Below are 12668 nucleotides of genomic sequence, written 5' to 3' on the forward strand. Positions count from 1 at the left end.
CCCTTAAATCACGCTTACTAATTCCCCCCCTCAATTTTATCCAAATTGGGGCAAACAGGTTAAATCATCCCCCTCAAAAAACCGCTTTTGCTCCTTTTTGGCACACCGACTACGTAACTTTTTTGCGCAGTTTTATTGCTATTTTTTTGACCAAGCTAATTTATGGTGCACAGCAACATAAAGAGCAATCCTATTCATACATGTAAAAAACATTAATCTAACCTATTGAATTTAAATAGATTTAAATAAAAAAATGTACATACAAAACATTTTTGGCAAGCCTTTTGCTCTATAACTACCAAGGTCATTGAGTACGACCGAGGAGAGCAAATAATGAGCGAAGTACAACCAAAAGTGGGCAACGGTGCTGACAAATGGGATCAAGCGATCATTGTGGTCGGAGCAGGTCCTGTTGGATTTAGGTTTATTCAAGAGTTGCGCAAAAACGCACCTCAGGCACCCGTAATTTTATTTGGTAATGAACCCTACCTACCCTATGACCGCGTTCGCCTGAGCGCCTTACTTGCAGGTCAAGACTCCGCAGAAAACTTATTACTTCCACTCGATGAATTAGATAACGACCCTCTTTTCAAATACCTCTGCAAAGAGATCGTGTCGATTGATACTGAAAACCACAGCGTTACAGATTCAGAAGCTAATCATTACAGTTACGCCAAGCTAGTCATCGCCACGGGCTCTCGTGCACACGTTCCACATATCACTGGTGTAGATCTGGAAGGTGTATTCACATTCCGCAACATGCGCGATGCCGAAAAACTCAAAGCACGTACAACACGCAGCCAAGATTTAGTTGTGGTTGGCGGCGGCCTGCTCGGTTTAGAAGCCGCACGTGCCATGCAAGGCAATATGACCAACATCACTTTGGTCCAGCAAGCTAGCCGCATCATGAATCAACAGTTAGATGATGAAGCCGCTGTAATGCTACAAAGCCAGCTTGAATCTATGGGGATTCGCGTCATTGTCGGAGCCGGAGTTAAAGGTATAGTCGGTGATCAACGAGTAAAAGGGGTCCGACTGCGTGATGGCAAAACACTCAAGTGTGACTCTGTACTTATCTCTGCAGGTATCAAACCTAATATTGAGTTAGCGCGTAAAGCTTGGATCAAAGTAGGTACCGGCATTCGCGTCAACGATAGCTTACAAACATCTGATCCGGATGTTTACGCCATTGGTGAATGCGCGGAACACCGAGACAAAGTTTACGGGTTGGTAGCTCCAGGCTTCGAACAAGCCGCTGTTGCTGCCAACCATATGACTCAAGGTGACAGCCAATATTTAGGCTCTCATAGCATTGCTCGCCTTAAAGTCGTCGGCGAATCCGTATTCAGTATGGGTGATGTCTTAGACGATCAGCCTTACGATAAAAAACAGTTTTTCAGCTACAAGACCAAAGATGGCGGATATCGCAAACTGGCCATACGAAAAGGGCGTATTGTCGGTGCTATGGCGATTGGCGACTGGGATGAGATCCCTCGTATTCAGGAGCTGATCACCCACCAGCGCCGAGTTTACACATGGCAGATTTTACGCTTCCGCTTTACCGGAAATCTTTGGAATCCAGCGTCTAACAGCCCAGAAAACTGGCCGGAAACCGCAGTTATTTGTAACTGTAACAACGTGACTCGTGGGCAACTCAGCTACGCCATGGACCAGCAAGGCTGCTGCACCATGGAAACGATTGCCAAATGCACAGGCGCTACAACCACATGTGGTAGTTGTAAGCCACTTGTTCAACAAATTCTTGGCTCCGAAGCAGAGCAACAAGCCGCACCGGACAGCAGAAATTTATTGATCACCTCTTTAGGGGTATTAGCCGCATTGATCGCCTATCTTATGGTGCCAGCGTTTACTGTCAGCACATCCGTGCAAGACTCGATGCGCTTAGATCTTTTCTGGAACGATGGTTTCTACAAGCAAGTAACTGGGTTCACGCTGTTAGGCCTCACGGTTGTTGGCCTTCTTATGTCGCTTAAGAAACGCAGCAAAGCACTCAAGCTTGGCTCTTACAAACTGTGGCGCAGTCTACACACTATTTTGGCCCTCCTCTGCCTAGTCATTTTATTGGCCCATACCGGATTCAATAGTGGTCAAGCCCTTAACCAATGGCTACTGATCAATTTTTTACTCTTAGCGGGTTTAGGCATTGTGATCAGCCTCGCGATAGGCATGCAACATAAGCTTTCCTTCAATGTCGGTCAGCAACTGCGCAGCATCGGCTTTTGGGGTCACTTGCTACTGAGCTGGCCTCTTCCAGCCCTTTTAAGCTTCCACATTCTCAGTGTTTACTATTTCTAGGTCGGAGAGATATTCATGAGTCGTAAATTATCTATCTGGCTTGCTTGGTTAGTGCTTTGCTTTTCGCTGGCAGGCTATTTTGGTTACCAGATGTTCTTAGAAGAACAGAAGCCTGACTTCATAATCGGTGAAGCGACACACGGTCACCATCAAATCGAGATGAGTTGTGATACTTGCCACACCGATCCTTTTGGTGGTGAAGAGGTCATCCATAATGCGTGCTTAGGCTGCCACCAAGAAGAGCTGAAAACCTCCCACGATTCACATCCAATCAAAAAGTTTACCGACCCACGTAACGCTGATCGACTCGAAAAGATCAATGCCGTGAGCTGCGTGACCTGTCATGGCGAACATAAACAAGATCAAACCTTCGAGATGGGTGTAACGCTACCAGACGACTTCTGTTACGAGTGTCATGCAGATATTGCCGAAGAACGACCAAGTCATGAAGGCATGGGATTTGACACTTGCGCCTCGGCAGGTTGCCACAACTATCACGACAACCGCGCACTCTATGAAGATTTCCTTTTGAGCAACAACGAAGGCCCGATGATCAAAGCGATGGCCCAAGTTTTAGCTCGAACCGGTACGCAATCAATCGAACGTAAAGCAAGTCTATCAATAGATCAGGCTGATGCGCCTTCTGCCTCGCCTGAACACCTTAAAGAGTGGAGTGAAAGCATCCATGCGACAGCTGGTGTGAACTGTACCAGCTGCCATGCACCACAAGGACAAGCATGGCAAGACGATCCAGGTTTTGCCGCATGCAATAGCTGTCATACCCACGAAGAAAAAGGCTTTTTGGCAGGAAAGCACGGTATGAAACTATCGGTAGGGTTGGGCAAGATGTCTCCAGTCACCGGTCGAGCCGCTTTCCACGAGAACGCTGATACAACAGGCCTGGACTGTGCAAGCTGCCACGATGCTCATAAACCTGAGCCGAAGCTCGCTGCTGTCGAATCCTGTACCAGCTGTCACAACGATACCCATACACAAAACTACGCGAATTCACCTCATGCAGAACTTTGGAAGCAAGAGCTAAAAGGCGAGCTGCCTGCAGGCAGCGGCGTGGCCTGTGCGACCTGTCATATGCCGCGCGAAGTGCACAAAGAGTTTGGTGAAGAGGTCGTTCGCGTACAGCACAACCAAAGCATGAATTTACGTCCGAATGAAAAGATGATCCGAAGCGTTTGCATGGATTGTCACTCCCTTTCATTCAGCATCGACGCTTTGGCTGACGAAGTACTGATTGAAAACAATTTTAAAGGGCTACCTTCTCAAAACATTCCGTCGATCCAGATGGTTTTAAACCGAGAAGCTAAATAGCCCTATACCGATTTACTTATGAGAACTTGGGGAACGAGGAAAATACTATGCTGAAAAAAGTAACTTTAGCCACTGCAATAGCGGCAACTGCACTAGCAATCACAGGCTGTCAGGAAGAAGAGAAAGCGGTTGGTATCGATCCAAGCAAACACACTGACGCACTCTTCGCAGTAATGAATGCTGACCGTACTAACTACACAAAATACATTGTTGGTCGTCTTGGCCCTAAAGGAGCTGATGCCGTTATGCCAGTTGAGCACTGGAAAGATGTAGATAACGGTGTACCACTTCCAGCGCAGATGTTCCGTTTAGGTTATGAATCTGTATCTGAAGTAACGGATGACTTCACATATTCCCTCCAGTCAATTTGGCCAATCAATTCACAAAACGCCCCACGTACTGACATGGAGAAAGAAGGCCTTGAGTACGTTGCCAAAAACCTAGGTAAAAATTTCTACGGAACAGAAACATTAGGTGGCAAAGACTACTTCACTGCGGTTTACGCGGATGTTGCTTCTGTAAAAGCCTGCGTGAGCTGCCACAACGGTCATAAAGATAGCCCTAAAACAGACTTTAAACTCGGTGATGTTATGGGTGGTGTCGTTATTCGTGTACCTCTAGGCGAGTAATCACCCATGTTTAACGGTGCTCTGATGTCGCTATTCACACTAATCCTAGTGTCTTTTATCGCCACAGGATGTGATTCAAGCGAGACAACAAAGACTGCTTCTCTGTCTCCCGAATTGCAACAAGGGAAAGAGATCGTAGAGGGCCGATGCTTTGCGTGTCATGCACAAAGCATCAACGGCGCTCCTATCGTTGGCAATAAAAAGATGTGGAAAACGCGCGCGACTCAGGGCAAGGCCGTTCTGGTCGAACATGCCATTAATGGTATTGGCCTGATGCCAGCTAAAGGTGGTTTTACAGATCTTTCTGACGAAGAGATCAGCTTAGCAGTTGGCTACATGCTTTCACAAATCAAAGAATGAGGGATCTAACATGGGTTGTTTCTTCAGCAAATTGAAATCAATTTTCGGCGGGGCTAAGTGCCCAGCCTCCCTTTATGAACGACTAGGCGGCGAAACAGCGGTAGATGCTGCTGTGGATATTTTTTATCGCAAAGTGTTGGTAGATGACCGCATCAGCCACTACTTCGATGATGTTGATATGGAAGGTCAAGCCGCAAAACAAAAAGCCTTTCTAACCATGGTTTTTGGTGGCCCCCACAACTACACCGGCATGGATATGCGCGAAGGTCATAAACACCTCAAAGGGCTAAACGATAGCCACTTTGATGCGGTCGTTGAAAACCTAGCCGCGACCCTAACTGAACTGGGTGTTGGCAGTGAAGATATCGGCGAAATTGCAGGTATCGCGGAAAGTGTAAGGGATGATGTTCTTAATCGCCCTAAAGAAGGCGAGAAGGTCCAAGAGGAAAAAGAGATGAGTTTATACGAGCGAATTGGTGGCGAAGCAGCGGTAGATGCTGCCGTCGATATTTTTTACCGCAAAGTGCTTGCTGATAACCGTATCAGCCACTACTTCGATGATGTAGATATGGATGGCCAAGCAGCCAAGCAAAAAGCCTTCTTAACTATGGTCTTCGGCGGCCCACACAACTACACCGGACAAGATATGCGTGAAGGGCACAAACACCTTAAAGGACTTAACGAAACCCATTTTGATGCGGTCGTTGAAAACCTAGCCGCGACGCTGACTGAACTCGGCGTGAGTGACAGTGATATCGGCGAAATTGCAGGTATTGCCGGCAGCGTTAAAGACGATGTGCTTAATCGCTAAGGAGTCACAACATGGTAAGCGTCAGATTTGAAGAGGCTGATATTACGGTCAAAGAAGGCTCTAACCTTTTAGAAGCCTTATTGGATGCTGGTCACGACATTCCCAATTCATGTCGTGCTGGCGCTTGCCAGTGCTGCATGCTCCAAGCAACAGAAGGTACGCCACCAGCTGATGCTCAAAAAGGTCTTAAAGAGACTCAAAAACAACAGGGCTACTTTCTGGCTTGTCGCTGTCAGCCAACTACTGCAATGAGCGTTCAACGGAATGCGCAAGTATCCTCAACCGAAGGGATCTTAATCAGTAAGCAGCAACTAACGGACTCCGTTCTGCAACTCAAACTAAAAGCAGATATCGATTACTTAGCAGGACAGTATATCAATTTAGTTCGTCATGATGGATTGAGCCGATCTTACTCAATCGCCAGCGTAAAAAACCTCGATGACCATATAGAACTACAGCTACGTATTTTTAAAAATGGGCAGTTTAGCCAATGGGCACTCAATGAATTTTTACTGGGTGAAAGCATTGAGCTACAAGGGCCATTTGGCGACTGTTTTTATACCAAAACAGATCTCAACCAACCGATCCTTATGGCGGGTACCGGTACTGGGCTAGCCCCTCTTTATGGCATTGTCAGAGATGCCTTACAACAGGGTCATACCGGCCCAATCAGCTTATTCGCTGGCGCTAAAAATAGCGCAGGCTTGTACCTAGTCGAAGAGTTAAAAGCGTTGAGTGAGCACTACGAAAACCTCACTTATTATCCCGTTGTGATCGAAGAAACTAGATCAGAACCAGACAGTTGCGAAATCGGTGATCTCAATGCCGTAGTCAAAAACAGGGTACCAAATACCAAGGGCTACCGAGCTTATTTCTGTGGTTCTGAAGATCGCGTCAAAACATTACGTAAACAAACATTTTTGGCTGGCGCCAATATGCAGGATATCTACTGCGACCTGTTCACTCCCTCGAGTTAGGTAACTTGCTAGCCTAACTCCACAAGCCGGCACTGCCGGCTTTTTTAATTCTTTTGCGGTGCAGGGCTTATCGGAAATGCCGCGATAGTACCTTTTGCCTCAGAAACTTTAGCAACGCCTTCGTTCTCCACCTCGTCGATGCGAACAATCGCATGGGAAGGAATATAAGAGCGCTTCACACCACTAAATTCAGTTTTGAGTTTCTCTTCACCTGGGTCGATAACGAGTTCAGAGCGATTCCCAAAGACCAACTCTTCAATCTCTAAAAACCCCCACATGTCGCTTTGATAAACATGCTTCGCATAGAGTTCAAAAACTTGATCCTGATTTACAAAAATCACTTTATAGATTCGATCGTTATTCTTAGCCATCTGTTCCGCAAACCTAGGTTGCTATTCACTCATTACAAGCCACGGCGCTTGGACTACGCACCGGCATAAACTTGTGATTCATCAAGATACTGAACAGCTCGTTCCAAAGCTTCCGTACGAGTGCTAGCAAAATCCTTACTGCTGATACGGGACTCTAATCCTAGTTTGAGCAATTTATCCTGAGCTTCTTTTGATCGGGTAATAATCGATACATGCTTACCTAAATCTAGAGCCTCAAAAACTACGTTTTCGATCGACAGTGCCATAGTGTCATCCAAGAAAGAGACATCACTCAAATCAAAAATAACCGCTTCGTGTCTTTCAATATCCTGACGTTCACGCGCTATTGCCTTGGAAACACCAAAGATCATTGCACCGGACAAATAGAAGAGAAGTACCCGGCCGTCCGCCTTATTCAGAAGGGTCTTCTGCTCTTCATCCAGTGGGATCTCATCATCCACATCCGACATGGCCCGCACCTTCTGCGCTTCAACCATAGAGAGTTTCTGGATAATGATGATATTGGCTACAAATACACCGATACCTACAGCTACAATCAGATCTACAAAAACCGTCAGTAGCAGTACGGTGTACATAATCAATGTGCTGTGACGAGAGACTTTGTGGGCACGTTTGATAAACGACCAATCTAGGATATCCATCCCCACTTTCACCGCAATCGCTGCCAATACAGCAAGCGGGATATTCTCGATCAAGGAGGCGGCGCCAAACACCGCTATGGCCAAGGCGACTACCCTAATAACACCGGAAAGCGCGGTCCGCCCCCCCGACTGGATATTGACCACGGTACCCATAGTAGCACCCGCACCCGGCAGGCCACCGAAGAGACCAGACATGATATTACCTAAGCCTTGGCCTACTAATTCTTTGTTAGAGTTGTGCTCAGTTCGAGTCAAGTTATCAGCGATAACCGATGTCAGCATAGAATCGATACAACCCAACATGCCCAACACCATCGCTTCCACCAGCATGATACTTAGCTCGGCGTGAGTGAAGTGAGGTATCACCAGAGAAGGTAGTGATGCATCGATCTCACCGATACGCTGAATCTGCTCAAAATCAAAAACAAGCACCGACAGAATACTTACACACACCAGCGCTATTAACTGAGGTGGCAGATACTTTTTAAGTTTTTCAGGCGTAAAGAAAAGCAGCTGCAAGGTCACTACGAACAGTAAAAATTCGCCCAACTGGATATTCATAACCAGCTCTGGGAGATTCGACAATGTCCCCACAACCCCACCAGCAGGCGCAGTTTGACCCAGCGCGGGGGCCAATTGCATGAGAATCAGGATAACGCCTATCCCGGACATAAAGCCGGAAACCACCGAGTAAGGCATTAAAGTGATGTACTTCCCCAGTTTGAGGAAGCCAAATATTATCTGGAAACACCCCGCCATCATGACGACAGTAAAGGCCATGGCGAGACCTTTTTCGGGATGGGTAGCAATCAGCGTACTCACAACAGCAGTCATAACTACTGTCATTGGACCGGTAGGCTCAGAAATAAGAGTAGAAGTACCACCAAAGAGAGAGGCAAATAAACCGATTAGAATTGCGCCATAAAGACCCGCTTCTGCACCCGCACCTGACGCCACACCGAAGGTTAAAGCAAGGGGTAACGAGACAACCGCAGCTGTCAAACCACCTAACATATCGCCGCGAAGGTTCTTCTTACTCAGCGTATTCAGCGCAAGCATCTAACTTTTCTCTTTGTGTACAGGAATCCAGGCTGTAATTTTACTAGTCGAGCGCAAGCGAGCAAGGTTTATCTGATCCAACTCGACTAAATATTCCTCATAAAAACCTTTCTACGATAAAACTAGGAGTAGTCTTGGATTTTATTCAGCTTAGTTGAATAAAATCCGCACAAAAATAAGCCACTCCTAATTAACCAAAGACTATTACTTGCCAGTTTTCACGTGGGTTAGGTACAGAGGCAAACCTACCAACAAGAAGCCACCAACCAAGTTACCCAACACCGTAGGAATTTCATTCCACACTAAGTAATCCACCAACGTGAAGTCGCCACCCATAATCATCGCAAATGGGAACAGGAACATATTCACAACGGAGTGCTCAAACGCCATGTAGAAGAACAGCATGATCGGCATCCACATTGCGGCCATTTTACTGCTGGCAGATGTTGAGATCAGCGCACCAACCACACCCATGGAAACCATCCAGTTACACAACATGCCGCGGATAAAAATAGTCATCCATCCCCAAATCCCTTGTTCTTGATAGCCAAGGGTACGGGACTCACCAATCCAACTGACTTTTTCCGCAATTGCGCCACCATCAGTTTGATAACCATAAGTCAGAATAAAGGAAGCAAAAAAAGCGACGATAGCGGCGCCAGAAAGGTTACCCAAAAAGACTAACCACCAGTTACGTAATAACTTCTTAATGGTGCAGCCTGGGCGTTTATCAATCACAGCAAGAGGTACTAAGGTAAATGCTCCGGTGAGAAGATCAAATTTCATCAGGTTTAGCATGATAAAACCGACGGGAAACAGAATTGCACCGATTAACAAATTCCCTGTATTGGTAATCACCGCAATGGCAAAGAAGGCAGCCAAGGACAAAATAGCACCAGCCATCAATGAACGGATATAAGTATCCCTGGTGGTCATAAAGATCTTTTGTTCGCCTGCATCGACCATCTTGGTAACAAATTCACGCGGCTCCAAATACGCCATAAACGCCTTCCCTTAAAAATTACTTAACATGTAAATAAATATAAAAATGGAAGGCAATCTTACCAAAACTAAAGTCTAATGAGTCCCCCTATATGCACCAAGTGACTAAATACCAGTACCAAATACCCATAGCTCAACTCGGATCTCTAAAACCCCTTTTAAAACCAAGGCTTTTGCAACCATATCAACTGAGAAAATGAGCCGATTTCAACTCGACTAAACTGTTCATTATCTGGCCGCTTAAGTATAATGCGCGGTCCTTTATGCACCCGGCCATATTTTCCTGCCGGGCTTTGATACACGCAAAATACAGGTGAACAATGGCGAAGAAGCTATTTATTAAAACCCACGGCTGTCAGATGAACGAGTACGACTCTGCACGTATGGCGGATCTGTTGGGGGAAAGTCATGATCTTGAGCTAACTGAGGACGCTGATGAAGCGGACGTTCTGCTCCTGAACACCTGTTCGATTCGTGAAAAAGCGCAGGAAAAAGTATTCCACCAGTTAGGCCGCTGGCGCAAACTGAAAGCGAAGAACCCAGATATCAAAATTGGTATCGGTGGCTGCGTAGCTAGTCAGGAAGGCGACAATATTCTAAAACGTGCACCTTACGTTGATATGATCTTTGGCCCGCAAACACTGCATCGTTTGCCCGAGATGATTACTGAAACCGGTAACGGCGGTGTAGGCATTGTCGATGTCTCTTTCCCTGAAATCGAGAAGTTCGATCACCTTCCAGCCCCTAAAGTAGAAGGCGCTGAAGCCTTTGTTTCTGTGATGGAAGGCTGCTCTAAGTACTGCACTTTCTGCGTTGTACCTTATACACGTGGTGAAGAAGTAAGCCGCCCTCTAGACGATGTTATTACTGAATGTGTTGAGCTTGCTGAGCAAGGCGTGCGTGAAGTTAACCTACTCGGTCAAAACGTGAACGCTTACCGTGGTGATACGCATGATGGCGATACTGCCGATCTAGCAGAATTGATCCGTTGTGTAGCAGAGGTTGATGGTATTGATCGTATTCGTTTCACTACCAGCCACCCGGTAGAGTTCACTGACAGCTTGATCGAAGCCTATGAAGATGTGCCTGAGTTAGTGAGCTTCCTTCACTTACCGGTACAAAGCGGCTCTGACAAAATCCTAATGGCCATGAAACGTGGTCACACTGCGCTTGAGTACAAATCAAAGATCCGTCGTATCCGTAAAGCACGCCCAGATATCGAGATCTCTTCTGACTTTATCATCGGTTTCCCGAATGAAACTGACGCTGATTTCGAAGCGACAATGAAGCTAATCGAAGATATCGGCTTTGATAACAGCTATAGCTTTATCTACAGCCGTCGTCCGGGCACACCGGCATCTGATCTGCCTGACAATATCGACGAAGAAACTAAGAAAGCGCGTCTACAAATTCTGCAAAGCCGCATTATTCAAAATGCTCAGCAGATCAGCCGTCGCATGGTGGGTACCACTCAGCGTATTTTGGTTAACGGTTATTCTAAGAAAGATCCGGGCTTACTTTCAGGTCGTACTGAAAACAACCGTGTTGTGAACTTCCGTTGCGATAACCCAGATCTAATCGGCCACTTTGCCGATGTGAATATTGCTCAAGCTTATGCCAACTCTTTAGTAGGTGAGCTAATCTGTTCAGAACTGGACGACAATTTTTCCTTGAAGGCGGGCTAAGCTGTTGAGCACTGCACAATCGATCAAAATCACACTAGAACCTGAAAATGCTGAGTTCCTAGCAAACCTTGGCGGCCCGTTCAACGAGCACTTCAAACTGGTTGAGAAACGTTTAGGCATTGAGATTCGTAACCACGGTAATCACTTCCAACTACTGGGTGATATCGAAAACATCACCTTCGTTTCCGAAATGCTTGAAGCACTTTATAACGACGCTAAGCAGGACAAACGTATCTCACCCGATCAGATCCATCTTCTAATTCAAGAAAGCGGTCTGGAACAGCGTAATAGCAATCAACAGATTAAAGATACGGATATCAGTATCCGTACGAAAAAAGCGTTGATCCGCCCTCGCGGTGAAAACCAGCAAGGCTATGTACGCTCAATCCTTCAACACGATATCAATTTTGGTATTGGCCCGGCGGGCACAGGTAAAACCTACCTTGCGGTTGCCTGCGCAGTTGATGCCTTAGAACGTGAAGAAGTAGATCGCATCTTATTGGTTCGTCCTGCTGTTGAAGCCGGTGAAAAGCTAGGCTTTCTGCCAGGTGATCTAAGCCAAAAAGTTGATCCATATCTGCGTCCTCTCTATGACGCGCTGTATGAGATGCTAGGATTTGAACGTGTAGGCAAATTGATTGAGCGTAACGTGATCGAAGTTGCGCCTCTGGCCTATATGCGTGGCCGTACCCTGAATAACTCATTCGTTATTCTGGATGAAAGCCAGAACACGACGCGCGAACAGATGAAGATGTTCCTGACACGTATCGGTTTTGGTTCTACTGCAGTTATTACCGGTGATATCACTCAGGTCGATCTACCTAAAGGCACGCGCTCGGGTTTGATCCACGCGATGCAAGTGCTAGACGATGTAAAAGATATCGGTTTCACCCACTTCACCGCTAAAGACGTCGTGCGACATCCACTGGTTCAGCACATCGTCCGTGCTTATGACCGTTTTGAGAAAAAAGAAGGCAAGCAGGATTCTCATAAATGAGTTTTGAATGCGAAGTTCAGTACGAGATTGAAGGCAATCTACCGACAGAAGATCAGTTTCAGCAATGGATATCCGCTGCGCTGACCGGTCAGGTTGATGAAGGTGAAGTGTGCATCCGCATAGTAACACCGGAAGAGAGCCAAACCCTCAACCGCACTTATCGTGATAAAGATAAACCAACGAACGTTCTCTCCTTCCCATTTGAGGTGCCTGAAGGCGTTCCTCTGCACCTACTAGGTGATCTTGTTATCTGTGCCGATGTGGTTGCTAAAGAAGCAAAGGAGCAAAAAAAGCCTTTGTTTGACCATTGGACCCACATGGTTGTGCATGGCTGCTTGCATCTAATCGGTTTCGATCATATAAATGATGAAGAAGCTGAAGAGATGGAAAATCTCGAACGTAAAATTCTCGCCAGTATGGATATAAAAGACCCATACTTGGAAAGTAACTAAATATCAGGACACTCAACACAC

General features: G+C 46.3%; 12 protein-coding genes. 9 read left to right on the plus strand and 3 right to left on the minus strand.

Annotated features, from left to right (window positions below; translation table 11 throughout):
• Positions 1 to 333 precede the first annotated feature (333 nt).
• Genes ACMXYP_RS15215 through ACMXYP_RS15240 form a run of 6 tightly spaced genes read left to right on the plus strand, consistent with a single transcriptional unit; the run spans position 334 to position 6419 of the window.
• Entirely contained in the window at positions 334 to 2316 is a 1983-nt protein-coding gene (locus ACMXYP_RS15215; RefSeq protein WP_415882480.1) for an FAD-dependent oxidoreductase, read from the plus strand.
• Positions 2317 to 2331: 15 nt separating this feature from the next.
• Positions 2332 to 3642, plus strand: a complete 1311-nt coding sequence (locus tag ACMXYP_RS15220; RefSeq protein WP_415882481.1) for a cytochrome c3 family protein — start codon at positions 2332 to 2334, stop codon at positions 3640 to 3642.
• A 47-nt stretch (positions 3643 to 3689) separates the two neighbouring features.
• Positions 3690 to 4271, plus strand: coding sequence for a DUF3365 domain-containing protein (locus ACMXYP_RS15225; protein WP_415882482.1), 582 nt, complete (start codon positions 3690 to 3692; stop codon positions 4269 to 4271).
• A gap of 24 nt (positions 4272 to 4295) precedes the next feature.
• Entirely contained in the window at positions 4296 to 4631 is a 336-nt protein-coding gene (locus ACMXYP_RS15230; RefSeq protein ID WP_415882483.1) for a c-type cytochrome, read from the plus strand.
• A gap of 10 nt (positions 4632 to 4641) precedes the next feature.
• Positions 4642 to 5442: a group I truncated hemoglobin gene (locus tag ACMXYP_RS15235; protein WP_415882484.1), complete on the plus strand. Its 801-nt coding sequence runs from the start codon at positions 4642 to 4644 to the stop codon at positions 5440 to 5442.
• 11 nt (positions 5443 to 5453) lie between these two features.
• Complete coding sequence (locus ACMXYP_RS15240) at positions 5454 to 6419, plus strand: 2Fe-2S iron-sulfur cluster-binding protein (protein ID WP_415882485.1); 966 nt, start codon at positions 5454 to 5456, stop codon at positions 6417 to 6419.
• A gap of 44 nt (positions 6420 to 6463) precedes the next feature.
• On the opposite strand, the gene ACMXYP_RS15245 is transcribed toward ACMXYP_RS15240, so the two are convergent.
• From ACMXYP_RS15245 to ACMXYP_RS15255, 3 genes are all read right to left on the minus strand, one after another.
• The gene (locus ACMXYP_RS15245) at positions 6464 to 6790 is read right to left on the minus strand and encodes a DUF1820 family protein (RefSeq protein WP_415882486.1); all 327 of its coding nucleotides are present in this window, start codon (positions 6788 to 6790) and stop codon (positions 6464 to 6466) included.
• 53 nt (positions 6791 to 6843) lie between these two features.
• Positions 6844 to 8511, minus strand: coding sequence for a SulP family inorganic anion transporter (locus ACMXYP_RS15250; protein WP_415882487.1), 1668 nt, complete (start codon positions 8509 to 8511; stop codon positions 6844 to 6846).
• Between the two features lie 204 nt (positions 8512 to 8715).
• Positions 8716 to 9513: a formate/nitrite transporter family protein gene (locus ACMXYP_RS15255; RefSeq protein WP_415882488.1), complete on the minus strand. Its 798-nt coding sequence runs from the start codon at positions 9511 to 9513 to the stop codon at positions 8716 to 8718.
• 320 nt (positions 9514 to 9833) lie between these two features.
• On the opposite strand from ACMXYP_RS15255, the gene miaB reads away from it, so the two are divergent.
• The 3 genes from miaB to ybeY are packed head-to-tail and all read left to right on the plus strand — an operon-like array spanning position 9834 to position 12647.
• Entirely contained in the window at positions 9834 to 11198 is a 1365-nt protein-coding gene (gene miaB / locus ACMXYP_RS15260) for a tRNA (N6-isopentenyl adenosine(37)-C2)-methylthiotransferase MiaB (protein WP_415882489.1), read from the plus strand.
• Positions 11199 to 11202: 4 nt separating this feature from the next.
• Positions 11203 to 12195, plus strand: a complete 993-nt coding sequence (locus ACMXYP_RS15265) for a PhoH family protein (RefSeq protein ID WP_415882490.1) — start codon at positions 11203 to 11205, stop codon at positions 12193 to 12195.
• The gene (ybeY, locus tag ACMXYP_RS15270) at positions 12192 to 12647 is read left to right on the plus strand and encodes an rRNA maturation RNase YbeY (protein ID WP_415882491.1); all 456 of its coding nucleotides are present in this window, start codon (positions 12192 to 12194) and stop codon (positions 12645 to 12647) included. Before ACMXYP_RS15265 ends, ybeY begins: the two co-directional genes overlap by 4 nt.
• Positions 12648 to 12668: the final 21 nt, after the last annotated feature.

It is taken from the genome of Neptuniibacter sp. QD34_54, assembly GCF_047778055.1.
GTDB lineage: Bacteria > Pseudomonadota > Gammaproteobacteria > Pseudomonadales > Balneatricaceae > Neptuniibacter.

Coding starts and splice junctions, on each gene's coding strand:
- ACMXYP_RS15230 (WP_415882483.1), top strand. CDS start 4,296: ATGTCGCTATTCACACTAATCCTAGTGTCTTTTATCGCCACAGGATGT.
- ACMXYP_RS15225 (WP_415882482.1), top strand. CDS start 3,690: ATGCTGAAAAAAGTAACTTTAGCCACTGCAATAGCGGCAACTGCACTA.
- miaB (WP_415882489.1), top strand. CDS start 9,834: ATGGCGAAGAAGCTATTTATTAAAACCCACGGCTGTCAGATGAACGAG.
- ACMXYP_RS15240 (WP_415882485.1), top strand. CDS start 5,454: ATGGTAAGCGTCAGATTTGAAGAGGCTGATATTACGGTCAAAGAAGGC.
- ACMXYP_RS15245 (WP_415882486.1), bottom strand. CDS start 6,790: ATGGCTAAGAATAACGATCGAATCTATAAAGTGATTTTTGTAAATCAG.
- ACMXYP_RS15220 (WP_415882481.1), top strand. CDS start 2,332: ATGAGTCGTAAATTATCTATCTGGCTTGCTTGGTTAGTGCTTTGCTTT.
- ybeY (WP_415882491.1), top strand. CDS start 12,192: ATGAGTTTTGAATGCGAAGTTCAGTACGAGATTGAAGGCAATCTACCG.
- ACMXYP_RS15255 (WP_415882488.1), bottom strand. CDS start 9,513: ATGGCGTATTTGGAGCCGCGTGAATTTGTTACCAAGATGGTCGATGCA.
- ACMXYP_RS15235 (WP_415882484.1), top strand. CDS start 4,642: ATGGGTTGTTTCTTCAGCAAATTGAAATCAATTTTCGGCGGGGCTAAG.
- ACMXYP_RS15215 (WP_415882480.1), top strand. CDS start 334: ATGAGCGAAGTACAACCAAAAGTGGGCAACGGTGCTGACAAATGGGAT.
- ACMXYP_RS15250 (WP_415882487.1), bottom strand. CDS start 8,511: ATGCTTGCGCTGAATACGCTGAGTAAGAAGAACCTTCGCGGCGATATG.